A 23,426-nucleotide genomic window follows, 5' to 3' on the forward strand; every position below is an offset into this window, starting at 1 on the left:
GCCCCCCCCCCCGCCCCCCCCCCCCGCCCCCCCCCCCCCCCCCGCCCCCCCCCCCCCCCCCCCCCCCCCCCACTACCGCGATGTCGGGATTGTCGGGGTAGTGCCGACCGTTGGCCGGCACCCGCATGTCCGCTCAGCTGGCCGCCGCAAACACCGGGCGGGTCAGGTTGTCCGCATCGCCCTCGGTGCACAGCACCTCGTCCTCGATCCGCACCCCGCCATACGGGCGGAAGAAATCCACGCGGTCCCAGTTGATGCTGGCGCCATTGCCGGCCTGCTTCACTTCGTCCAGCAGCATGTCGATGAAGTACACGCCCGGCTCGATGGTCACCACCATGCCCGGCTCCAGCGCGCGGGTCATGCGCAGGTACGGGTGACCCTGCGGGCGCTCGATGCGGCCACCGCGGTCACTGGCCGCAAAGCCGGCCACGTCATGCACCTGCAGCCCGATCAGATGGCCCAGGCCATGCGGGAAGAAGGCCGCGCTCACGCCGGTGGCCAGCGCCGCTTCCGGCGAGACGTTGAGCACGCCGAAGTCCTTGAGGATGCCCATCAGCGACAGGTGCGCGTCGATGTGCAGTTGCTTGTAATCCACGCCCGCGCGCACGCCGGCGCCCATCTGCTGCTGGGCCGCATCCACCGCATCGATCAGCGCCTGGAATTCGTCATGGCCGCTGGCCGCATAGGTGCGCGTGATATCGCTGGCATAGCCGTACGCGCTGGCGCCGGCGTCGATCAGGAAGCTGCGCAGCGGGGTCGGCGCGCTGCGGCCCAGATCGGTGTAGTGCAGCACGGCCGCGTGTTCGTTGAGGCCGATGATGTTGCCGTAGGGCAGTTCGTTGGCGTCCTGGCCGACCGCACGGCAGTACGCCATGTGGATCTCGAACTCGCTGGTGCCAGCGCGGAAGGCGGCTTCGGCGGCACGGTGGCCGCGCACGCCCAGTCGCTGCGCTTCGCGCATCAAGGCGATTTCATACGGCGTTTTGTAGCCGCGCTGCCAGTCCAGGTAATCGATGACCGGTGCGGGATTGTTCGGCACGAAGGCGCCCAGCGCACTCTGCGGCTCACCGAGGATCGCGCAGCGCGCGGCATCCTTGGGCAGCAGCGCCAGCGCCTCGTCCGGCGTGCGGATGATCTGGATATCGACATGCTCCACCCACCAGCCATTCGGCGCACCGGGCACCACGTGCCAGTAATCGAAGGGCTGATGGAAGATCAGGGTCGGGCGCTTGCCGGCGGTGTACACCAGCCAGCTGTTGGGCAGCTTGGTCAGCGGCAGCCAGGCCTTGAAGTTCGGGTTCACCGCATACGGGTAATCGCGATCATCAAAGGCCTGGTAATGCAGGGTGCCACTGGGAATCACCAGATGGTCGAAGCCGCCACGGGCCAGCGCTTCATCGGCGCGCTGGCGCATCACGCTGGCATGGTGGGAATACAGGGCGCCGAGGTCTGGCTGGTTCATGGCATGAAGCTCGCTGGCAGTGCGGAATGCAGCCCTAGATTCTGCCGCAATCCGCCAGCGGGCGCTGTGCCGGAACCGGCGCTCAGACTGCCGAAGTTTCCTCGGCGATCCATTGCCGCAGCTGCTCGCGTGATTCGCGCGCCAAGGTCAGGAAGCGGAAGCCCACCCAGGCCTGGCCCGGTGCATGGGTCTGCTCGCTCCAGAGCAGGTGCACGCCGACGTCGATCAGCAGCGGCTGACCCTGCGGGCCGGGGATGGTGAACTGCAGCTGGTACAGCGCATCGTCCTGCATCGGCACCGAGGCCAGCATCAGCATGCCGGTTTCGGAGACATTGCCGAGCCGGCCGATCACGGTCTCGGCCATCAGATCCGTCACGGGGACCAGCTCGGCCACCTGGCGACGCGGCGCGCGGCGGGTATCGGGTGTGGTCATTCGGCGCTCTCCGCAGGCGTGCCGGCCAGCGAGCGCAGGGTCCGCAGGGTGGCCTGCCAGGCACGATCAATCAGCCTGCCCTTGTCTTCGGTGACGATCCGCACCTGGCCATGGGCCATCAACCGCGACAGGGCATCCAACGAATGCTCGCCCACTTTCTGCCCACGTTGATTGACGAACAGCGCGTTGTCGGTGATCAGGCTGTACCAGGACAACCGCTGCCGGCGCACGTCGCCCTGCTGGTTGGTGGTGAACTCGAACCAGGTCCCGAACGGCAGGGTGCGCAGCTGGCGATAGCAGTCGTCCTCGGCGGTGCTGCGCGCGAGCGGGGCGACCTTGCGCGGATCACTGGCATCGGCCTGTTCGCCCAGCCGGGTGCGGGCGCGCAGGCGGGCGGTGAGTTCGGTACGTGAACTACTGTCATCCTCGCCGCCGGGCGTGGACAGGCGCCGCGCGATCGCGGCTGCTTCGTCCTGGTGATAGCCGACCTGCAGCAGAGCGGACTCGACCTGCTGGCCCAGCGCATCATCGCGCTCGGCCACGCCCGGCGCCAGGCAGGTCACCTCGGCGATCCGGGCGGTTTCCTGCTGGCGCTGCTGCCACTGCGGCGAGGTCTCGCCGTTGCGCAGCAGGGTGAGCGTGAGCACATCCGACCACGCCTGTTTCAGCAGTGCCTGCACGAAGCGCGGGGGCGCGGCCTGCGCGCACACCTGCTCGATGCTGGTGCTGGCCTGTTGCTTGGCCGCCTCCAGGCGCTCCTTGCCGCGGGCGGCCTCGACATGACGGCGCTCGGCCAGTTCGGCCTTGTGCGCCAGCGCGCGGAAGTGCTGCTGGATCTCCTCGTTGGCGGTGTCGAAGACCGCCACATCGCCGTCGTACGCGTTGACCACCTGGTCGACCGCGTGGCCGAGCTTCTGCACCAGCTGCGGATCCACATCTTCCTCGCCCAGCCAGTTGGCGCCGGCCTCGGCTACCGCATTGAGCAGCTCGCGCGCCGGGTGCTGGTCGCGCACGAAGAAGGCCGGGTCGGACAGGGCCGCGCGGGCGACCGGCACCTGCAGGCGGGTCAGCAGGTCGGCGGCCACGGCCTCGGGCCGCACCTCGCGCTGGATCTGTCCATACAGCATGTCGAGCAGGTCGAAGGTGTCGCTGTCCTTGACCGTCAATGAGGCCTGCGCGCCATGCTCGGCCCGGACCTGGGCGAGCAGCGCGTTGTGCAGGTCGGCCATGCTGCGGCGGGCGCCGCCGGGAGCGACCGCTTGGCCCTGCAGCCTGGCCAGCGTGGCGTGCACGGCTTCGGCGGGTACCGCCAGCGCGGGGAGCGCCTCGGGCGCCAGGAAGGCGTTTTCCGTGGGGGTGGCAACGGCCTGGGCCGAGGCGCCGACGGCTTGCGCGGCCAGCGCTCCGCCGCCAGGTACCGCGCCGGCCGCATGTGCCTGCCGGGCAGCCCCCAACAGCTGGTGCAGCGCTGACATCGCCGGTGCACCGAGGTCGGCGGCAGTGGGGCTGGTGGGGAGGCTCGGCGCTGACACTGACACTGACGCCGATGCCGTCGGCGAGGCCGCCGCCGCGCCACCGATGGGTGTGGTGCTGTCCGGCGCGGTGGACGCCGTGGTCAAGGCCATGGCGTGCTCGGTCATTGCTGCCCAGCCGGTGCTCGGCGCGCTGCCGTTCCAGCCGGTCAGGGGCCGCGCCGCCGCGCCGCCGCGTGCGCCGGGCAGGCCGCGCTCGGGGCCGGTGATGATCCGGCGCGTCGTGGCCGAGCGCGCCAGATACGGGGTGTAGACCAGCCCGGGCAGGACGCCTTCGTGCCCCAACAGGATGTTGGCGCGCTCCAGCAGTTCACCCAGCCGCTCCAGCAGTTGACGGTCGAACACGCGGTACAGCGCCAGCTGTGTTTCCAGGCCCAGCGCGAAGTCTTCACCCAGTTCGCGCACGATCCGGCACAGCGCCTGCGGGCCGAACGGCAGGTCATCGACATCGAAGGCCGGTCCGGCGGCGAGCACCCCGAAGCGTTGGCCGAGCAACTGCAGGGCGGTGGCCGAGCGCTGGGCTTCGCGGCGGATGATGTCCACCAGCACGATGTCGCGGTCCACGTCGGTGTCGTTGACCAGGGTCAGCGCGGTGGCCGAAACGGATACCTCGGTCGGGACGATGCGCTGGGCGTGGCGTGGACCGCGCAAACTGGCCAGGCTCACCGCCACCGCCTCCAGGAAGCGTGGGCCGAACTGCGCGTTGACCTCATGCAGCTGGCGGGCCTGCGCGAATATGTCGGCCTGGATCTGGCTGTTGCGCGCGCGCTCGGCATCGCGGAACAGCTCGCGCTCGAGCTCCACGATGGTCAGTTTGAGTGGCGCGGTGAGGGTCTGCACTGCCAGCCCGTGCAGCGCGGCCAGCAGGCGACGCACGCGCGGCGGCGCGGCCACGTCCGCAAAGCGGGTCATGTCGGGCTGGGACGACGAAGGTGCGGGCGCAGACATCCGATGTTCTTCCAGCTCCCCTGAGAACACGGAATCTAACGGTTTCGCCCGGTCCCTGCCAGAAGCGACAAGGTTCGAGGTTCCCGGCGCCGGCCAGCGGCCGGCATTACCGTCCGGGCAGGCGCCGCCTGCTCAGGGCAGGAACAGCTCGACCACGTCGTTGGTGAAGCGCCGGCCCAGTTCGGTTGGCATGGCGTCATCGCCGGCCACGGTCATCCAGCCCTTGGCCACGGCAATGCGCAGCGGCTCGGCGATCCGTGCCCGGTGCAGGCCGGTCCGCGATTCGAAATCCTTCAGGCTGAAGCCTTCATGCAGGCGCAGCAGGTTGAGCATGTACTCGAACGGCAGTCGCTCGGCGCTGATCACATCGTCGCCGCCGATCGAGGCTGCGGTTCCGGCAGTGTCCATGAAGGTCTGCGGATGCTTGTGCTTCCAGCGGCGCAGCACGTGTTCTTCAGCGCCGCTGCTGATCTTGCCGTGTGCACCGGCGCCGATCCCCAGGTAGTCGCCAAAGCGCCAGTAATTGAGGTTGTGCTGGCTCTGCCGGCCGGGTTTTGCGTAGGCGCTGACCTCGTACTGCGCATAGCCGGCCTCGGCCAGCATCTGCTGGCAGTGCTCCTGGATGTCCCATGCCGAATCTTCATCGGGGATGCCCTGCGGCGGCCGCGCGAAGAACACGGTGTTCGGCTCCAGGGTGAGCTGGTAGTGCGACATGTGCGTGGGCTGCAGCGCGAACGCGCGTTCCAGGTCATGCTCGGCCTGGGCCAGCGTCTGCTGCGGCAGCGCGTACATCAGGTCGATGTTGAAGTTGTCGTAGCCCGCATCCTGGGCCAGCTTCACCGCACGCTCGGCTTCGCCGCTGTCGTGGATGCGGCCCAGGCGCTTGAGCGCCTCGTCGTTGAAGGTCTGGATGCCGAAGCTGATCCGGTTCACACCGGCGGCGCGATAACGGTCGAACCGGCCGTGCTCGGCGGTGCCCGGGTTGGTCTCCAGCGTCACTTCCAGGTTCGGTGCGAAGCGCAGCCGGGCCGAGGCCGCCTGCAGGAAACGGTCGATCGCCTCCGGCGGGAACAGGCTCGGCGTGCCGCCACCGAAGAACACACTGCTCACCACCCGGCCCCAGACCAGCGGTAGATCCTGATCGAGATCGCGGATCAACGCGTCGATGTACGCCTCGAACGGCAGCTCGCCCTTGGCCGCATGCGAGTTGAAATCGCAGTACGGGCATTTGCGCACGCACCACGGCAGATGCACGTACAACGCCAGCGGCGGCGTAACCAACCGCGGAGCGTGGTCGTGATCACCCGTGCAGGTTTCGCCGGGCAGGTGGGAGCAGGGGTCGTGTGCCATCACAGCAGGGCGGGCAGCTTCTGCTTGAGCAGCTGCAGGGCTTTGGCGCGGTGGCTCATCGCGTTCTTCAGGTCCGGTGCCATTTCGGCCGCGGTCTGCGCCAGCACCGGGTCCAGGAACAGCGGGTTGTAGCCGAAGCCGTGGCTGCCACGCAGCTCATCGAGGATCACGCCCTCCCAGGTGCCTTCACAGATCAGCGGCTGCGGATCATTGGCATGGCGCAGCAGCACGATCACCGCATAGAAGCGGGCGCTGCGCCGATCGGCCGGTACATCGCGCATCGCCTCGAGCAGCTTGGCGTTGTTGGCGGCATCGTTGGTCGGGCTGCCGGCATAGCGCGCGCTGTACAGGCCGGGTGCGCCGTCGAGCGCATCCACGATCAGGCCCGAATCGTCGGCCAGCGCCGGCAGGCCGGTGCTCTGGCAGGCATGGCGCGCCTTGATCAGGGCGTTCTCGACGAAGGTCAGGCCGGTTTCCGGGACGTCGCTGACGCCCAGTTCGCCCTGCGCCACGATCTCCAGCGGCAGGCCGCCGAGCATGGCCTGCAGTTCCTTCAGTTTGCCGGCGTTGCCGCTGGCCAAGACCAGTTTCATTGCTTGGGCTCCAGCAGATCCCACGTGTTGCCGTACAGATCGCGGAACACCGCGACCGTCGCGTAGACCTCCTCGCGTGGGGTTTCGAGGAAGACCACGCCACGCGCGGTCATCGCCGCGTGGTCACGCCAGAAATCATCGGTGTTCAGGAAAAATCCGACCCGGCCACCGGTCTGGTTGCCGATCCGCGCGCGCTGTTCGTCGTTGCTGGCACGTGCCAGCAACAAGGCGGCCGCGCTGCCGTCGCCCGGCCCGACCACCACCCAGCGCTTGTCGCCCTGGTCGATGTCATCGATCAGGCTGAAGCCCAGCGCGCCGGTGTACCAGGCGATCGCCTCGTCGTAGTCGGCCACTACCAGGGTGGTCAGGGCGATACGACGGTTCATGCCTTGGCCAGGGCCGCCTGCTGCGCAGCGAACAGATCCTTGATGCCCTTTTCGGCCAGGACCAGCAGCGCATCCAGTTCATCACGGCGGAAGGCGTGGCCTTCGGCGGTGCCCTGCAGTTCGATGAAACCGCCACCGTCGTTCATCACGACGTTCATGTCGGTATCGCAGTCGCTGTCTTCGGCGTAATCCAGATCCAGCACCGGGGTGCCGCGGTACACGCCCACCGACACCGCCGCGACGGCGCCGAAGATCGGGTTGCGCTTGATGTCACCGCGCTTGATCAGGAAGTTCACCGCATCCACCAGGGCCACGTAGGCGCCGGTGATGGCGGCGGTACGGGTGCCGCCATCGGCCTGCAGCACGTCGCAGTCCAGGGTGATGGTGCGCTCGCCCAGCGCGCCGCGGTCGATGCAGGCGCGCAGCGTGCGGCCGATCAGGCGCTGGATTTCCAGCGTGCGGCCACCCTGCTTGCCGCGGGCGGCTTCGCGGTCGTTACGGGTGTGGGTCGAACGCGGCAGCATGCCGTACTCGGCGGTCACCCAGCCTTCGCCCTTGCCACGCAGGAAGCCCGGCACGCGGTTTTCCACGCTGGCCGTGCACAGCACGCGGGTCTCGCCGAAGCTGACCAGGACCGAGCCCTCGGCGTGACGGGTGAAGGCGCGCTCGATGCGCACTTCGCGCAGCTGGTCGGCCTGGCGGCCACTGGGACGGGAATCAGTCATGCTCAAGTTCCGGTAAGACGGGGGATGCGGGGCCACGCCCGGGCCGGGGACCGGCGGGCGAGGAGGCTCTAAGGAGACCGCTAGGGTACCATTTGCACTTTGAGAGCACCGGAAACCCGCATGATTCGAAGCATGACCGCCTATGCCAACGGCGAGCGCGCCACCCGCTGGGGCACGCTGGCCTGTGAGCTGCGCTCGGTCAACCACCGGTTCCTGGAGGTCGGCGTCCGCCTGCCCGAAGAACTGCGTGCGTTGGAGCCGCACCTGCGCGAGCGCGTCGCTTCCCGCTGCAGCCGCGGCAAGATCGATCTGGTCATTCGCCTGCGCGCGCCGGAGGTCACCGGTGCACTGGTGGTCAACGATGCGCTGCTGGGCCAGCTCGGCGAGCTGGCGACCCGGCTGTCCTCGAGCTTCCCGAGCCTGCAGGTGAGCTTCACCGAACTGCTGCAGATGCCGGGTGTGATGCAGGGCGAGGCGGTCGATGCCGCCGCGCTGCATGCCGAAGCCCTGGCGCTGCTGGATACGGCGCTGGACGGCTTCGTTGCCGCGCGTGAGCGTGAAGGCGACAAGCTGGCCACCGCGATCCAGGAGCGCGTGGACAGCATCGAGCGCATTGCCGCCGAGGTCACCACCCTGATCCCGCTGATCCGCGAAGGCCAGCGCACCAAGCTGGCGGCCCGCCTGGCCGACCTGCCGCACCCGGTCGATCCCGGCCGTGCCGAACAGGAACTGGTGATGTGGCTGCAGAAGCTGGACGTGGATGAGGAGCTGGACCGCCTGGGCAGCCACATCGCCGAGATCCGCCGCGTCTTCAAGCAGCGTGAGCCGGTCGGTCGCCGCCTGGACTTCCTGCTGCAGGAGTTCAACCGCGAGGCCAATACGCTGGGCTCCAAATCGGTGGACAGCCGCACCTCCAACGCCGCCGTCGAGCTGAAGGTGCTGATCGACCAGATCCGCGAACAGGTGCAGAACATCGAATGAGCAGCCCGATCCCGCCCGTCGGCGCGCCTGCGCGCGGCACCCTGTACATCGTGGCCGCGCCCTCCGGGGCCGGCAAGAGCAGCATCGTCAACGCCACCCTGGCCCGCGACCCGCAGATCGCCCTGTCGATTTCGTTCACCTCGCGCGCCACGCGCCCGGGTGAAATCAATGGTGAGCACTACCACTTCGTCAGCGCCGAGGAATTCGAGCGGATGATCGCCGCCGGCGACTTCTTCGAACATGCCTGGGTGCATGGCGACTGGAAGGGCACCGCGCGGCAGTCGGTCGAGCCGCAGCTGTCGGCCGGCCAGGACGTGCTGCTGGAGATCGACTGGCAGGGCGCCCAGCAGGTCCGCCAGCTGGTGCCAGGCACGGTCACCGTGTTCATCCTGCCGCCGTCCAAGCAGGCGCTGCAGGACCGGATGCGCAAGCGCGGGCAGGACAGCGAGGCGGTGATCGCCCAGCGCCTGGCCGCCGCGCGTGAAGAGATGCTGCACTTCAACGACTTCGACTACGTGATCGTCAACGAGGTCTTCGAGACCGCGGTGGACGAGCTGTGTGCCATCTTCACGGCCAGCCGCCTGCGCCGGGAAGCCCAGAAGGTCCGCCACGCGGGCCTCATCCAGGCCCTGCTGACCCAGGATCCGGCCACAACCGACTGATTCTCAACGGGGTGCTAGCCGGTTGGCTTGATTTTGTCCAGCCCTGGCCGGTACAATCCGTCCCCTTTCCCTCATTCGATTGAGCAGCCCTCACCGGCTGCCGGGAGCCCGCATGGCCCGCATCACCGTAGAAGATTGTCTGGAAGTCGTGAACAACCGTTTCGAACTGGTCATGATGGCGTCCAAGCGCGCCCGTCAGCTGGCCAATGGCGTCCAGGCCACCCTGGACAACAGCGAAACCGAAGACAAGCCGACCGTGCTGGCGCTGCGCGAAATTGCCGCCCGCAAGATCGACAACGCCCTGATCGACGAAGTCGAGAAGGCCGAGCGCGAGCGTGCCGAGCGTGAAGCACTGGAATGGGCCGCTGCCGAAGTCGTCGCCGACGAAGACATGTCCAAGAACGACGACTGATCGCCTCGCGCGTCCGTTGTTGTTGCTGCGAACAGCCCGCCTTTTGGCGGGCTGTTTCGTTTGTGCCGCCAGTGGCTGCGGCGGGGCCGTGTTGTTGCAGGTGAAACTCCCTGTTCAGGATTTGCCGATATCACGCCGCTGGCATAGTCTTTGAGCATGAACCCAGGCCCCACTGCCAAGGTCGCCACGCCCGCCGGCGCGGCCGTACCCGACTATGTCCTCCAGCTTGAGCGCGCAGCGCACTATCTGCCGCCCGACCAACTGCCACTGCTGCGCCGCGCCTGGGAAGTAGGCGCCGCCGCGCATGCCGGCCAGACCCGCAAGTCGGGCGAGCCCTACATCACCCATCCGGTCGCCGTGGCCCAGGTGCTGGCCGAGCTCGGCCTGGACGTGGAGGCGCTGATCGCCGCGATCCTGCACGACACCATCGAAGACACGCCGCTGACCCGCGAGGAGCTGGCCGCCGAGTTCGGCGAAGCCGTGGCCGAACTGGTCGATGGCGTCACCAAGCTGGACAAGCTGAAGTTCCGCGACCGCCAGGAGGCGGCGGCGGAGAGTTTCCGCAAGATGCTGCTGGCGATGTCGCGCGACCTGCGCGTGATCATGATCAAGCTGGCCGACCGCCTGCACAACATGCGTACGCTGGGTGCGCAGAGCCGCGAAGCGCGCGGCCGCATCGCCCGCGAAACGCTGGAAATCTACGCGCCGATCGCGCAGCGGCTGGGCATGAGCCTGGTCAAAAGCGAGCTGCAGAACCTGGGCTTCAAGGCGCTGTACCCGTGGCGCCACGCCATCCTGGAAAAGCACATCCGCAGCCAGCCGGTGGTGCGCCGGGAGGCGATGGCGCAGGTGGAGGTGCAGCTGTCCCAGCGGCTGGCCAAGGAAGGGCTGGAGCACCGGCTGGTCAGCCGCATCAAGACCCCGTGGAGCATCTACAACAAGATGCACGACGAGAACAAATCCTTCGACCAGGTGATGGATGTGTTCGGCTTCCGCCTGGTCGTGCGCAACGTGCCCAGCGCCTACCACGCGCTCGGCGCGGTGCATGCCACCTTCAAGCCGCTGGACGGGCGCTTCCGCGATTTCATCGCGATCCCCAAGGCCAACGGTTACCAGTCGCTGCACACGGTGCTGTTCGGGCCGTATGGCTCGCCGATCGAAGTGCAGATCCGCACCGAAGAAATGGACCTGATCGCCGAGCGTGGCGTGGCCGCGCACTGGACCTACAAGTTCGGCGGGGACTCGCCCAACAGCGCGCAGAGCCGCGCGCATGCCTGGATCGTGGAACTGATCGATTCCCAGCGCGCCGCCGGTTCGTCGCTGGAGTTCCTGGACAACGTCAAGGTGGACCTGTTCCCGGACGAGGTCTACCTGTTCACCCCGAAGGGCAAGATCCTGGCGCTGCCGCGCAATTCCACCGCGCTCGATTTTGCCTACGCGGTGCACACTGATGTGGGCAACATGGCCGTGGCCTCGCGCGTGGACAAGAAGCTGGTGCCGCTGCGCACCAAGCTGGTCAGTGGGCAGACGGTGGAAGTGATCACCGCGCGTTCGGCCACGCCCAAGCCGCAGTGGCTGGAGTTCGTGGTCAGTTCCAAGGCACGCACCGCCATCCGCCATCAGCTCAAGCAGCTGGAGCACGAGGACGCGGTGCAGTTGGGCCATCGAATGCTGGACCGCGCGCTGGAGGCGATGGACAGCTCGCTCGAACGCCTGCCGAAGGGGCGGCTGGATGCGTTCCTGGCCGAACACCGTTACCCGCGCCTGGAGGCCCTGCTGGCCGAAGTGGCGCTGGGCAACTGGATGCCCAACCAGGCCGCACAGGCGCTGATGGCGTATGCGGAGCTGCGCGGTGGGGCGCATTCCAAGCATTCGCAGGAAAAGATCCTGATCAACGGCAGCGAGCGCGGGGTGGTGAGCTTCGCGAACTGTTGTCAGCCGATTCCGGGCGACGACATCATGGGCTACCACACGGCCGGCAAGGGCATCGTGGTGCATCGTCTGGACTGCCCGAACCTGGCCGAGCTGCGCAAGTCGCCGGAGCGCTGGGTGCCGATCGGGTGGGATACGACGGTGTCGGGGGATTACGACACGTCGTTGATCGTGGAGGTGGAGAACGGGACCGGCGTGCTGGCGCAGTTGGCGGCGGCGATCGCGCAGAGCCATTCCAACATCGAGCGGGTGGATTATCTGGACCGCGATTTCAACGCGGCGGTGCTGGCGTTCAATATCCAGGTGCGTGATCGGAACCATCTGGCGGAAGTGATGCGGCGTCTGCGGCGGTTGTCGGTGGTGCAGTCGGTTCGCCGGCAATAAACCGCGTTCCGCGCGGCGATGATGGGCCCCGGCGCGCTTGGCGCACCACCGGGGTAGAGCCGACCGTTGGTCGGCTGCCGTGCACCGTGCGGCGATGGTCGGCTCGAACGCCTCTTCGCCGGGCAATGGGCACACCACCGGGGGGTAGAGCCGACCGTTGGTCGGCTGCTCGCACACCGCGCGGCGATGATCGATATGGTCGGCCAGCCGACCAATCGTCTTCGTCATTCTCCGGCCAGCCGACCAATCGTCTTCGTCATTCTCCGGCCAGCCGACCAATCGTCTTCGTCATTCTCCGGCCAGCCGACCAGCGGTCTTCGTCATTTTCCGGCCAGCCGACCAACGGTCGGCTCTACCAGAGATTGCGGCTTCGATTGCGGCTTCGGATGCTTCTCGGGGAGGGCGAGTCCGGCAGTACAATGGTGGGCCCATTTTTGTCCCCCTGGAGCTTCCATGTCCCGTCAGATCATTACCAGTGCCAAGGCCCCGGCGGCCATCGGTCCGTATTCGCAGGCTGTGCGTGCCGGCAATACCGTGTATTTCTCGGGCCAGATTCCGCTGGATCCGGCCACCGGTGACATCGTGGGTGCAGGCGATATCGAGGCGCAGGCGCGTCGTGCGTTCGACAACCTGAAGGCCGTGGCCGAAGAGGCCGGTGGCTCGTTGGATCAGATCGTGCGCCTGGGTCTGTACCTGACCGATCTGGGCGAGTTCGCCAAGGTCAATGCGGTCATGCAGGATTACTTCAAGGCGCCGTTCCCGGCACGTTCGACCATCGAAGTGGCGGGTCTGCCGAAGGCTGCCAACTTTGAAGTCGATGCGGTGATGGTGCTCGACCAGGCCTGACGTGGCGCGGTCACGGGCTCCTGCACCGGCGCTGGCCGCGGCCGGGGAGGCATCGTTGTCGATGCTCTCCGGTATCGGGCCGGCGGTGGCGATCAAGCTGGCTGCCCGTGGCCTGTCGTCGCTGCAGGATCTGTGGCTGCATCTGCCACTGCGCTATGAAGACCGTACCCGGCTGACCACCATTGCCCAGTTGCAGCCGGGGCTGGCGGCGCAGGTGGAGGGGCGGGTGAGTGCGGTGGAGCGCGGGTTCCGCTATCGGCCGGTGCTCAAGGTCGCGATCGAGGACGATTCGTACGGCACGCTGGTGCTGCGTTTCTTCCACTTCCGCGCCCAGCAGGTCGCGCAGTTTGCCGTGGGCACGCGCATCCGCTGCTACGGCACCGCCAAGCCTGGCCATCACGGGCTGGAGATCGTCCATCCCAGTTACCGGATGATGGGCGGCAATGAGGATGACGAGCTGGGCGACAGCCTCGATCCGGTCTATCCGGCAGTCGAGGGGGTCGGGCCGGCGACGATGCGTAAATTCATCGGCCTGGCGCTGGACAGGCTGCCGGAAGAATCCACGCTGGAACTGCTGCCAGCCGGGTGGTTGTCGGGGCTGGGGTTGCCCTCGCTGCGCAGTGCGCTGTTGACCGTGCACCGGCCACCGCCGGACGCCGATCTGGTGGCGCTGGCCGCGGGCCGACATCCGGCGCAACGCCGGTTGGCCCTCGAAGAACTGCTGGCGCACCACTTGAGTCTGCGCCGTCAGCGCATGGCGTTGCAGGCGCATCACGCGCCCTCGCTGCGCGGGCAGGGTGCCTTGGTGGCGCAGTTGCGCGACAGCCTGCCGTTCCAGCTGACCGGTGCGCAGCAGCGCGTGTTCGAGCAGATCCGCAAGGACCTGGCCAAGGCGCATCCGATGCTGCGGCTGGTGCAGGGCGATGTCGGCTCGGGCAAGACCGTGGTGGCTGCGTTGGCGGCGATGCTGGCGGTGGAGCGGGGCAAGCAGGTCGCATTGGCCGCACCCACCGAGCTGCTCGCCGAGCAGCACATGAACAATCTGCGCGCCTGGCTGGAGCCGCTGGGCGTGCGCACCGCATGGCTGGCCGGCAAGGTCACCGGCAAGGCGCGCACCAAGGTATTGGCCGAGGTCGCCTCGGGCGAGGCGCAGGTGGTGGTCGGAACGCACGCGCTGATGCAGGACAGTGTGGTGTTCAAGGACCTGGCATTGGCCATCGTCGATGAGCAGCACCGCTTCGGTGTGCACCAGCGGCTGGCGCTGCGCGACAAGGGGGCGGATGGGCGCAGCGTGCCGCACCAGCTGGTGATGACCGCGACACCGATTCCGCGCACCTTGGCGATGTCCGAATACGCCGATCTGGATGTCTCGGCGATCGACGAACTGCCGCCCGGACGCACGCCGGTACAGACCGTGGCACTCAACAATGATCGCCGGCCGGAGTTGATCGAGCGCATCGCGGTCGCGTGCCGCGAAGGTCAGCAGGTGTACTGGGTCTGCACGCTGATCGAGGAAAGCGAAGAGCTCGATGCCACGCCGGCGCAGGCCACGTTCGAATCGCTGCAGGCGCTGCTGCCGGGCGTGCGCGTGGGGCTGGTGCACGGGCGGCTGAAGGCGAGTGAGAAACTTGCCACGATGGTCGCCTTCAAGGCCGGCCAAATCGATCTGCTGGTGGCCACCACGGTGATCGAGGTCGGCGTGGACGTGCCCAATGCCTCGTTGATGATCATCGAGAACGCCGAGCGTCTCGGCCTGGCCCAGCTCCACCAGCTGCGCGGCCGGGTAGGGCGCGGCTCGGCGGTCTCGCGGTGCGTGCTGCTGTATCAGGCGCCGTTGTCGACCATGGCGCGCGAGCGGCTGGAAACGATGCGGCAGACCAACGATGGCTTCCTGATCGCCGAGAAGGATCTGGAGCTGCGCGGCCCGGGCGAACTGCTGGGCACACGACAGACCGGCCTGGCCGGCTTCAGGATGGCCGATCTGGCCCGCGATGCGGATCTGTTGCCCGGCGTGCACGCGCTTGCCGAGCGGCTGCTGGCGGAGGCGCCGGACGTGGCCGACCAGGTCGTGCGGCGCTGGATCGGCACGGCCGTGCGGTACGCGTCGGCATAGTCCGCCGCCAGGCGGATACCGGGGGACATTCGCAGACAGGCCTGCCGGCCGCGGAGTGGCCCATCCGACTGCGAGGAAACCAAGCGAAGCAGCAGTCACGCACATCTGCTGCCGATAAGCCTTCTGGCTACCATGAGGAGCAGGCGGGCACCGCCTTGTATTTGTCATGACAGGGTGCGAAAGTCCCTTGCCGATTATCAAGACGGCAACGATGAGCAAGAAGATTCCGCTGTTGATCGACACCGACCCCGGTGTCGATGATGCCCTGGCCCTGTTGATGGCCTTTGCCGATGAGCGCCACGATATCGTTGGCCTGACCATCGCCGCCGGCAACGTAGGCCTGGACCACACGGTCCGCAATGCCCTGAAGCTGTGCGAAGTGGCTGGCCGTGACGACGTGCCGGTCTACGCCGGTACCGCCGACCCGCTGCTGCACCCCTCCGTCGATGCCGCCCATGTGCACGGCGCCGATGGCTTTGGCGATGTGAACCTGCCGGCTGCCAAGCGCCAGGCCGAGGCCGAGCACGCCGCGCTGGCGATCCTGCGCCTGTCGCACGAATACGCCGGTGAGCTGTTCCTGGTTGCACTCGGCCCGCTGACCAACCTGGCGCTGGCCCTGAAGCTCGACCCGACCCTGCCGCAGCGCGTGAAGCGCTTCCTGGTCATGGGCGGGGCGGTGACCTGCCACGGCAACATCACCCCGGCCGCCGAGTTCAACATCGCTTTCGATCCGGAGGCGGCGCACATCGTGTTCACCGGCTTCCCGCACATCGAAGTGGCCGATTGGGAGGCCACCGTCGCCCATGGCCTGCTGCATGCCGACGTCGAGCAGTGGCTGGCGGCCGATAGCGACAAGGCCCGTTTCTACGAACTGATCTCGCGCCAGACCCGCCTGTGGTCCGAAGACAGCCGTGGCGAGCGCTGGTACGCCGCCGATGCCCTGGCGATGGCCTGGGCGCTGCAGCCGGAAGGCGCGTTGCGGGTCGAATCCCGTCCGCTGAACGTGGAACTGGCCGGTGTGCACAGTCGGGGTGCTACCATTGTCGACTGGAACCGCCAGACCGGGCAGCCTGACAACACTCAGCTGCTGATGGCCTACGACCAGGGTCGCTTCGAGGCCCAGGTGAGGGCGGCACTCGGCGTCTGATGACGCCGCTGCGGCGGACCTTTCGCACGGTTGATGGACCCGGCTTGCCCTTTGCGGCGGCCGGGACTATAATGCCGCTCTTGACCACCAGCCCTTATTACGGTGCGCGCCCATGAAGGCCGATATTCATCCTGCTTACCGCGACGTGGTTTTCCACGACGTTACCTCTGATTTCAAGATCCTGACCCGTTCGACCATGTCCACCAAGGACACGATCAAGTGGGAAGACGGCAACGAGTATCCGCTCGTCAAGGTTGAAATCTCCTCGGCTTCGCATCCGTTCTACACGGGCAAGCACAAGGTGATCGACACCAGCGGCCGTATCGACAAGTTCCAGAAGCGTTTCGGCAAGCCGGCGCCGACCGCGGCCTGATCTGTCGACGCAGCTGCTTGAAAACAACGGTCGCCTTGGCGGCCGTTGTTTTTTGTTGTTCCCGGTTTGCTGAACGCCAGGTGAGGCCCGCATGCCCCGCCGACGGAACGCTGTGTCCGTGCGTTGGCGCGAGCCCTTGCGCGCGCTGGGATAGCGCCTGCGGCGCGGTCCGGAACCTGCGTCTACGACTTCCGTCCTAGGGCGTCGAAAATGTTGCTGTGCGATAATGGCGGGATCCACGATAACGATCGTGGACTTCCTTCACGTGCCTGACCCATGCGCTTGGGCGGGCGCCTTCCCTCGAGGAGCGCACACAGTGTCCGATCTTGATCAGGTCACGCTCAACGCCGGCGACACGTCGGTTGTTCTGCCAGTCATCAAACCCACGCTCGGCAACGATTGCGTCGATATCTCGAAGCTGACCAAGGAAACCGGTCTCTTCACGTACGACTCCGGCTTCACCGCCACCGCCAGCTGCAAGTCCGCCATCACCTATATCGACGGTGACAAGGGCGTGCTGCTGTATCGCGGCTATCCCATCGAGCAGCTCTCGGAAAAGTCGAGCTACGTCGAAGTGGCCTACCTGCTGATCAACGGCGAGCGTCCGAGCGCCGAGCAGCTGAAGGCCTTCACCGACGAGCTGGCGGCCGAAGCCGATGTGGATCCGTCGATCAACACGCTGATCGGCAGCTTCGCCAAGGATGCCCATCCGATGGCCATCCTGACCGCCGCCATCGCGCAGCTGTCGGGCATCTACCACGCTTCGCTGGACCTGTCCGACGCCGAACAGCGTCGTCATGCCGCGGTGCGCCTGATCGCCAAGGTGCCGACCCTGTCGGCCCTGATCTACCGCCACGGCAAGGGCCTGCCGGCCAACAAGCCGGACACCTCGCTGGATTACGTCAGCCGCTTCCTGAAGCAGACCTTCGAGTCGGCCGATGGCCAGTACGAGCTGAACCAGGACGTGGTCAAGGCGCTGGATCTGCTGTTCATCCTGCACGCCGATCATGAGCAGAACGCCTCGACCTCGACCGTGCGTCTCGTCGGTTCGACGGGTGCCAACCCGTACGCGTCGGTCGCCGCTGGCGTCACCGCGCTGTGGGGTCCGGCCCACGGCGGTGCCAACGAAGCCGTGCTGAAGATGCTCGAAGAGATCGGTTCGGCCGACAACGTCGAGTCCGCCGTGCTCAAGGCCAAGGACAAGACCTCCGGCTTCCGCCTGATGGGCTTTGGCCACCGCGTGTACAAGAACTTCGACCCGCGCGCCAAGGTCATCGGTGTGATGACCGGCAAGGTGCTGGAACAGCTGGGCGTGCAGGATCCGCTGCTGGACGTGGCCGTCAAGCTGGAGCAGGCCGCGCTGCAGGATGACTACTTCGTCGCCCGCAAGCTGTACCCGAACGTCGATTTCTACAGCGGCATCATCTACAAGGCGCTGCAGATCCCGACCGAAATGTTCACCGTCATGTTCGCCCTGGGCCGTACCTCCGGCTGGGTGGCCCATTGGCTGGAACAGCAGGTCGATCCGGAAATGAAGATCGGCCGTCCGCGCCAGGTCTACACCGGCAGCGACGTGCGCGACTACCAGGGCTGATCGCCCCGGCAGGTTGTGATGAAAACGCCCCGCACTGCGGGGCGTTTTTTTTGGGCGCCGCCGGTCACCTCTTTTCGTACTTCTTGCATGGGCCTCACTTCGATCGAGGTACAACCTTGGCGGTCACCCTCACGCCCATGGAGTCCCTCATGAATCGTCTGATCGCCGTAGTCCTCATCGCCGCACCGCTGAGCGTGGTCAGCGCCGGCGCACATGCCCAGTACACCGGCCCTGGCGCGACCAGCGCGGTCACCACCGTTGCTGAAGCCCGCGACCAGCGCGATGACCAGCCCGTCGTACTGCAGGGCACGCTGATCGCCAAGATCGGCCACGAACGCTATCGCTTCAAGGATGCCACCGGCGAGATCGACGTCGAGATCGATGACAAGGATCTGCCCGACCGGCAGCCCGTCAGCGCGACGACCGTGGTGGAGCTGCAGGGAGAAGTCGATACGCATCGCTTCAAGCCCACCGATATCGATGTGGAGCATGTGCGGATCATCGGCACGCGCTGATTCTCCTGCACCGTCGGATGCCCCGCATTGCGGGGCGTTTGGCGTTCAGCGCATGGTGATCGTCAGCGTGCTTCCGCGTAACGGCTGGGCGATTCCCCCAGCACGCGGCGGAACGCCGACGAAAACGCGCTTGGGCTGGCGTATCCCAGATCCAGTGCGATCCGCGTAACCGGCTGCCCGGCACCCAGGCGTTCGATCGCGGCGAGCAGGCAGACCTGCTGGCGCCATTCGGCAAAGCCCACCCCGGTGTCCGCGCGGAACTGGCGGGTGAACGTGCGCCGGCTCATGCCCGCCTCGGCGGCGACCTCATCGAGCGAGGCGGCGATCGAGGGCGCATCGAACAGCTGCTGGCAGGTGCGCACAAGGCGCGGGTCGCGGGGCAGCGGTGCATGCAGTGACAGGCGTGGCATCGCGGCGATCTCCGCGACCAGCAGCTGCATCAGCCGACCGCCGCGACCGTCCAGGTCGTACATCGCCGGCAGGTCGACCGCATCGTCCATCAGGTGCCGCAGCAGCGCCGATACGGCATACACGCCGCAGCGCGCAGGCAACCGGACCGCCGCCACTTCGTCCGCTGCCACGAACACATTGAGCATCGTGACCGGGCCACGCATCGCCATGGCGTGGGCGACGCCTGCGGGCACCCAGCAGGCACGCTGCGGTGGTACCAGCCAGCGTCCCTCGGGTGTGGTGAGGCTGATGGTGCCGCGCGAGGCAAACGCGAACTGACCGCGCCGGTGCGCGTGGGCGGGGAAGACGGATCCGGCGGCGTAGTCGTTGGCGGTGACCACCACGGCGCGAGGTAGATCTTCAAAGGGATCGAGCCGGGTATTGCGCATGGCCCGGATTCTATCGCCATCGGCCTGATATCGACGGCGGGCCACGCGCAGTCGACCTAACATCGCGGCCCGACCTCACGTCCGCACGGTGCAGCCATGCCCACTACTACCTTTCATCGCGTCGGCGCTGGCGCCCATCCTGTCCTGGTCCTGCATGGCTGGTTTGGTGACGCCCACGCCTTCGAACCGATCGAGCCATGGCTGTCCGGCGAGGCGTTCAGCTACCTCTTCATGGATTGCCGCGGCTACGGTGGCATGCGCGGGGTGCCCGGTGACTACACGATCGACGAGATCGCCAATGACGCGCTGACCTTGGCCGACACGCTGGGCATCGCGACCTTCAGCCTGGTCGGGCATTCGATGGGTGGCATGGCCATCGAGCGGATCGCGGTGCTCGCCCCGGATCGCGTGCGCGCGCTGGTCGCCGTGGCACCCGTGCCGTGCGGTGGCATCGCCTACGATTCGCCCGCGCGGCAGGTGCTTGAAGCGGCCGCAGGCAGCGTGAGCATCCGTCGGGGCATCATCGATCGCAGCACCGGTGGGCGGTTGCCCGCCGCGTGGCTGGACTGGAAGGCGCAGTACTCGATGGCGCACGCGTCGCCGGAGGCATTCGCGGCGTACTTCCCGGCCTGGGCGGACACGGACTTCAGCATGGAGATCATCGGCCGACATCCGGTGAAGGTGCTGATCGGTGAGCATGACCCCGTGTTCAACGCGGCCCTCATGGACAGGACCTACCTGCACCGCTATCGGCAGGCGACCCTGGAGGTGCTGGAGAATGCGGGTCACTACCCGATGAACGAAACGCCGCTGGCCCTGGTCGCGGCGATCGAGCGCTTTCTGGTCAAGTTCGCCGAGGCCTGAAGGAGGCCGGGCGTCGTTTCAGCGACCGCCCAGATAACCCTCGATCTCGCCGTCCGCCAGCAGCTCACGCAGCTGCGTGGCCGACGCGCGCCGCATCGGCTTCTCGTCGATCGCCGACAGCGGCGGCTGGCGCAGGCCGTCATACGGCAGCACGGCGATGTCGAAGGTCAGGTCTTCGGCGCTGAACACCCAGACCGGCGCATCCAGGCTGCGCTCGCGGTCCAGCCGCAGCCGGCGCGTCCGTGATTCGGCCGGAATGCCGTGCTCATCGAGATAGCGCTGCACGGCATCGGCATCGTCGCTGTGCACCTGCAGCTGCACGGGGCTGTTGGCGTCTGCGGTGCCTTCCAGTACCGGGCCACACAGGCGGGGTGAGAAACCCTGCAGAAAGTCCATCGCCCGCAGGGCGGCCTCGCGGCGCTGGCGCAACTGCGCGCCATGGTCGGCACCGGCGAACAGGCGCTGGTACTCGCGCAGGGCATCTTCGATCTCGGTGTTGCGGGGCAGGGAGGCATCATCGTGGATGCCGAGCCGGGTGGCGGCCTTGAGCTTGGCCTGGTGATAGTCGCGGATGCCGCCCTCGGCCATCAGCCGGGCGGCTTCGTGCGCCAGTTGGTGGCGGCGCTCACGGGTCTGCGTGGCTGCATGCTGGCGGGCTCGATGCATGACCGATACTCCTTGGCGACCTGCACGGCAATGTACACCGGCGATGTGACAGGCGGGTAGAGCCACCCCATGGGTGGCTGTGCCTGCGATCAGGGCTTGCGTGCAGCCACCCATGGGGTGGCTCTACCGGGGCGATGGGGCGCCGGGCGGACCCGGCGCATGCGGTCAGAAGATATCGAACGCGGCGTCGTCGGCCTGCGGCGCATGGCTGTTGAAGTCGTACTCCTCCAGCTTCTCCATGTCCTCCACCTTGACCCACTCGGTTGCGCCGTTGAGGGTGGCCTGGACCATGCCCGAGGGCGGCTCGTTCTGCGCGATCGGGGTGTCCTTGAGCGCAACGCGCATGTACTCGATCCAGATCGGCAGGGCAGCGCGGCCGCCGTACTCGCGGTAGCCGAGCGAGCGGAAGTCATCGCGGCCGACCCACACCGTGGTCGCGTAGGGGCCACCGAAACCGGAGAACCACGCATCACGGTGATCGTTGGTCGAGCCGGTCTTGCCGCCGACGTCCTCGCGGCCGAGCACCTTGGCCGCGGTGCCGGTGCCGCGCTGGACCACGTCGCGCATCATCGAGTTGAGCTGGTATGCGGTACGCGCATCGATCGCGCGCGGGGCGACCTTGGCATCCGGGTTCACCGGCACCGGCGTTTCGGCGGCGGCGGTGGACGTAGCCTGCTGCGGCTTGGCCGGCGCGGCATTGGCCGCCGGCGCGGAGCCGAAGTTGAAGCCATCCACCACCTGGCTGACCGGCACCCCGCTGGTGCCGGCGCAGTCGCGGCAGGCGATGGCCGGGTTTTCCTTGAAGACTTCCACGCCGTCGCGGTCGGTCACCCGGTCGATCAGCCAGGTGTCCACGCGCGAGCCGCCGTTGGCGAACACCGCGTAACCGCGGGCGACCGAGAGCGGCGTCAGCGATGCGGTGCCCAGCGACATCGACAGGTTCGGCGGCAGCTCGGCCTCGGCGAAGCCGAACTCGCTGATGTACTTGCGCGCGTAATCCACGCCCATGCCATCGAGCAGCCGCACCGAGACCAGGTTGCGCGACTGCACCAGCGCTTCACGCAGGCGCATCGGGCCGCGGAAACCGCCGCCGTCGTTCTGCGGCGACCAGGTCTTGCCGCGGCGGTCGCGGAACACGACCGGCGCATCGAGCACGATCGAGGCCGGGTTGAAGCCCTTGTCGAAGGCGGCCGCGTAGATGAAGGGCTTGAAACTCGAGCCCGGCTGGCGACGCGCCTGGGTGGCACGGTTGAACTTGTTGCCGGAGAAGCTGAAGCCGCCCACCAGTGCCTTCAGTGCGCCGTTTTCAGCGTCCAGCGAGACCAGCGCGGCCTGGCCGCGCGGGATCTGGTCGAGCAGCCACTCGCCTTCCTTCTCGCCGGCGCGCACGCGCACGATGTCGCCGCGGGTGACCAGCTTGGCCGGCGTCTTGTTGGTCCAGCGGGCGGCGCTGGCCGGCAGCACCACTTCGCTGCGGTTGCCCAGCACCACGGTCGCGCTGCCATCGGCAGCGGTGGCTGCCACGATCGCCGGCAGCAGGCCGGTCTGTGCCGGAATGCCGGACAGCTTGGTGGCCAGCGCGGCGGCATCGGCATCGGCCGGCACCTCCACGTGCTGCTCCACGCCGTGCCAGCCGTGGCGGTGGTCGTAGGCCAGCAGGCCATCGCGCACCGACAGGTTGGCCGCGGTCTGCAGCTCGGCGTTGATCGTGGTGGTCACGTGGTAACCCTTGTTGACCACGTCGCCGCCGAAGCGGGCGATCATTTCCTGGCGCACCAGCTCGGCCACGTAGGGCGCTTCGACCTGCACCGGCGGCTCGTGCGCGGTGGCATGCATCGGCACGGCCTTGGCCGCGTCGGCCTCGGCCTGGGAGACGAAGCCCAGGCTGGCCATGCGCTGCAGCACATAGAAGTCACGGCGCTCGCGGGCACGCTCGGGATTGCTGATCGGGTTGCCCGAGGAGGGGAACTTGGGGATGCCGGCCAGCGAGGCCATCTCATCCAGGTCCAGCTCCCCCAGCTTCTTGCCGTAATAGAACTCGGCCGCGGCGGCCACGCCGTAGGCGCGGTTGCCGAAGAAACTCTTGTTCAGGTACAGCTCGAAGATCTCGTCCTTGCTCAGCTCGCTCTCGATCTTGCGTGCCAGCAGGATCTCGGCCAGCTTGCGGGTGTAGCTGTATTCCGAGCTCAGGAAGAACTGGCGGGCGACCTGCTGGGTGATGGTCGAGCCACCGGGCACGCGCCTGTCATTGGTGGTGGCCAGCAGCCAGACCGCGCGGCCGATGCCCTTGTAGTCCACGCCGCCATGCTCGTAGAAGCGGGCATCCTCGGTGGCGAGGAACGCCTGCTTGAGGCGCTCGGGGACGTCCTTCATGGTGATGGGGGTGCGCCGGGTTTCCCCGAACACCGCCATCAACTTGCCATCGCTGGCATAGACGTACATGGGCTCCTGCATCTCCACGTCGCGCAGGGTCTGCACGTCCGGGAGCTTGGAGGAGACGGCGTAATACAGGCCACCGGCAACCGCGGCGCCGATCAATGCCAGGACCAGGAACGCGACCAGCATCCAGCGCAGCCAACGGCGAAGACGTGTCATCAGTGACAGATTCCGATTGCGAATTTCGTGGTCGCAGAGTATAGATTACGCAAGGGAACGGCTGGGGGTGTTCC

Annotated in this window: 21 protein-coding genes; 11 read left to right on the top strand and 10 right to left on the bottom strand. The window is 67.3% G+C overall.

Annotation, left to right across the window (positions count from 1 at the left end):
• Positions 1 to 133 precede the first annotated feature (133 nt).
• From pepQ to rph, 7 genes are all read right to left on the bottom strand, one after another.
• A complete protein-coding gene (gene pepQ / locus ABE546_RS12755) occupies positions 134 to 1,462 on the bottom strand; it encodes a Xaa-Pro dipeptidase (protein WP_346463961.1) in 1,329 nt (442 codons plus the stop codon).
• An 82-nt stretch (positions 1,463 to 1,544) separates the two neighbouring features.
• Positions 1,545 to 1,895 carry a PilZ domain-containing protein gene (locus tag ABE546_RS12760; RefSeq protein ID WP_313209935.1) on the bottom strand — a complete coding sequence of 117 codons (351 nt, stop codon included), beginning with the start codon at positions 1,893 to 1,895 and terminating at the stop codon, positions 1,545 to 1,547.
• Positions 1,892 to 4,339, bottom strand: a complete 2,448-nt coding sequence (locus tag ABE546_RS12765) for a DUF1631 domain-containing protein (protein WP_346463963.1) — start codon at positions 4,337 to 4,339, stop codon at positions 1,892 to 1,894. The genes ABE546_RS12760 and ABE546_RS12765 overlap by 4 nt, the downstream gene beginning before the upstream one ends.
• A 168-nt stretch (positions 4,340 to 4,507) precedes the next feature.
• Entirely contained in the window at positions 4,508 to 5,725 is a 1,218-nt protein-coding gene (gene hemW / locus ABE546_RS12770; RefSeq protein WP_313209939.1) for a radical SAM family heme chaperone HemW, read from the bottom strand.
• Positions 5,725 to 6,318, bottom strand: a complete 594-nt coding sequence (gene rdgB, locus ABE546_RS12775; RefSeq protein WP_346463965.1) for an RdgB/HAM1 family non-canonical purine NTP pyrophosphatase — start codon at positions 6,316 to 6,318, stop codon at positions 5,725 to 5,727. Before rdgB ends, hemW begins: the two co-directional genes overlap by 1 nt.
• On the bottom strand, positions 6,315 to 6,704 hold the full coding sequence (locus tag ABE546_RS12780; RefSeq protein WP_259259268.1) for a VOC family protein: 390 nt from the start codon (positions 6,702 to 6,704) through the stop codon (positions 6,315 to 6,317). Before ABE546_RS12780 ends, rdgB begins: the two co-directional genes overlap by 4 nt.
• A complete protein-coding gene (rph, locus tag ABE546_RS12785) occupies positions 6,701 to 7,429 on the bottom strand; it encodes a ribonuclease PH (RefSeq protein ID WP_123730306.1) in 729 nt (242 codons plus the stop codon). Before rph ends, ABE546_RS12780 begins: the two co-directional genes overlap by 4 nt.
• Before the next feature lie 120 nt (positions 7,430 to 7,549).
• On the opposite strand from rph, the gene ABE546_RS12790 reads away from it, so the two are divergent.
• The 10 genes from ABE546_RS12790 to ABE546_RS12835 all read left to right on the top strand — a co-directional run bounded on the left by ABE546_RS12790 (position 7,550) and on the right by ABE546_RS12835 (position 18,388).
• Positions 7,550 to 8,410, top strand: coding sequence for a YicC/YloC family endoribonuclease (locus tag ABE546_RS12790; protein ID WP_313209949.1), 861 nt, complete (start codon positions 7,550 to 7,552; stop codon positions 8,408 to 8,410).
• Positions 8,407 to 9,072: a guanylate kinase gene (gene gmk / locus ABE546_RS12795; RefSeq protein ID WP_313209951.1), complete on the top strand. Its 666-nt coding sequence runs from the start codon at positions 8,407 to 8,409 to the stop codon at positions 9,070 to 9,072. The genes ABE546_RS12790 and gmk overlap by 4 nt, the downstream gene beginning before the upstream one ends.
• Positions 9,073 to 9,184: 112 nt before the next feature.
• Positions 9,185 to 9,484 (top strand): DNA-directed RNA polymerase subunit omega, encoded by a 300-nt coding sequence (gene rpoZ, locus ABE546_RS12800; RefSeq protein WP_005410877.1) that lies wholly within the window; start codon positions 9,185 to 9,187, stop codon positions 9,482 to 9,484.
• A gap of 156 nt (positions 9,485 to 9,640) precedes the next feature.
• Positions 9,641 to 11,800 carry a bifunctional (p)ppGpp synthetase/guanosine-3',5'-bis(diphosphate) 3'-pyrophosphohydrolase gene (locus tag ABE546_RS12805; protein WP_121039451.1) on the top strand — a complete coding sequence of 720 codons (2,160 nt, stop codon included), beginning with the start codon at positions 9,641 to 9,643 and terminating at the stop codon, positions 11,798 to 11,800.
• A gap of 453 nt (positions 11,801 to 12,253) precedes the next feature.
• Complete coding sequence (locus tag ABE546_RS12810; RefSeq protein ID WP_102788192.1) at positions 12,254 to 12,646, top strand: RidA family protein; 393 nt, start codon at positions 12,254 to 12,256, stop codon at positions 12,644 to 12,646.
• A gap of 1 nt (position 12,647) precedes the next feature.
• Positions 12,648 to 14,759, top strand: a complete 2,112-nt coding sequence (gene recG, locus ABE546_RS12815) for an ATP-dependent DNA helicase RecG (protein ID WP_346463967.1) — start codon at positions 12,648 to 12,650, stop codon at positions 14,757 to 14,759.
• A gap of 211 nt (positions 14,760 to 14,970) precedes the next feature.
• Positions 14,971 to 15,906, top strand: a complete 936-nt coding sequence (locus ABE546_RS12820) for a nucleoside hydrolase (RefSeq protein WP_088432679.1) — start codon at positions 14,971 to 14,973, stop codon at positions 15,904 to 15,906.
• Between the two features lie 112 nt (positions 15,907 to 16,018).
• Complete coding sequence (locus ABE546_RS12825; RefSeq protein ID WP_019183873.1) at positions 16,019 to 16,279, top strand: type B 50S ribosomal protein L31; 261 nt, start codon at positions 16,019 to 16,021, stop codon at positions 16,277 to 16,279.
• A gap of 316 nt (positions 16,280 to 16,595) precedes the next feature.
• Positions 16,596 to 17,873 carry a citrate synthase gene (locus ABE546_RS12830; protein WP_313219666.1) on the top strand — a complete coding sequence of 426 codons (1,278 nt, stop codon included), beginning with the start codon at positions 16,596 to 16,598 and terminating at the stop codon, positions 17,871 to 17,873.
• Positions 17,874 to 18,022: 149 nt separating this feature from the next.
• Positions 18,023 to 18,388 carry a NirD/YgiW/YdeI family stress tolerance protein gene (locus tag ABE546_RS12835; RefSeq protein ID WP_070471146.1) on the top strand — a complete coding sequence of 122 codons (366 nt, stop codon included), beginning with the start codon at positions 18,023 to 18,025 and terminating at the stop codon, positions 18,386 to 18,388.
• Between the two features lie 62 nt (positions 18,389 to 18,450).
• On the opposite strand, the gene ABE546_RS12840 is transcribed toward ABE546_RS12835, so the two are convergent.
• Positions 18,451 to 19,227, bottom strand: coding sequence for a helix-turn-helix transcriptional regulator (locus tag ABE546_RS12840; RefSeq protein WP_346463969.1), 777 nt, complete (start codon positions 19,225 to 19,227; stop codon positions 18,451 to 18,453).
• Positions 19,228 to 19,323: 96 nt separating this feature from the next.
• Between ABE546_RS12840 and ABE546_RS12845 the strand changes: the two genes are divergently transcribed.
• Positions 19,324 to 20,091, top strand: a complete 768-nt coding sequence (locus ABE546_RS12845; RefSeq protein ID WP_346463971.1) for an alpha/beta hydrolase — start codon at positions 19,324 to 19,326, stop codon at positions 20,089 to 20,091.
• An 18-nt stretch (positions 20,092 to 20,109) separates the two neighbouring features.
• Here ABE546_RS12845 and ABE546_RS12850 read toward each other — a convergent pair whose 3' ends face one another.
• Both ABE546_RS12850 and ABE546_RS12855 read right to left on the bottom strand, forming a co-directional pair.
• Positions 20,110 to 20,757 carry a hypothetical protein gene (locus ABE546_RS12850; RefSeq protein ID WP_313209970.1) on the bottom strand — a complete coding sequence of 216 codons (648 nt, stop codon included), beginning with the start codon at positions 20,755 to 20,757 and terminating at the stop codon, positions 20,110 to 20,112.
• 165 nt (positions 20,758 to 20,922) lie between these two features.
• Positions 20,923 to 23,352: a penicillin-binding protein 1A gene (locus ABE546_RS12855; protein ID WP_346463973.1), complete on the bottom strand. Its 2,430-nt coding sequence runs from the start codon at positions 23,350 to 23,352 to the stop codon at positions 20,923 to 20,925.
• Positions 23,353 to 23,426: the final 74 nt, after the last annotated feature.

The organism is Stenotrophomonas sp. TWI377, from assembly GCF_039674525.1.
GTDB lineage: Bacteria > Pseudomonadota > Gammaproteobacteria > Xanthomonadales > Xanthomonadaceae > Stenotrophomonas.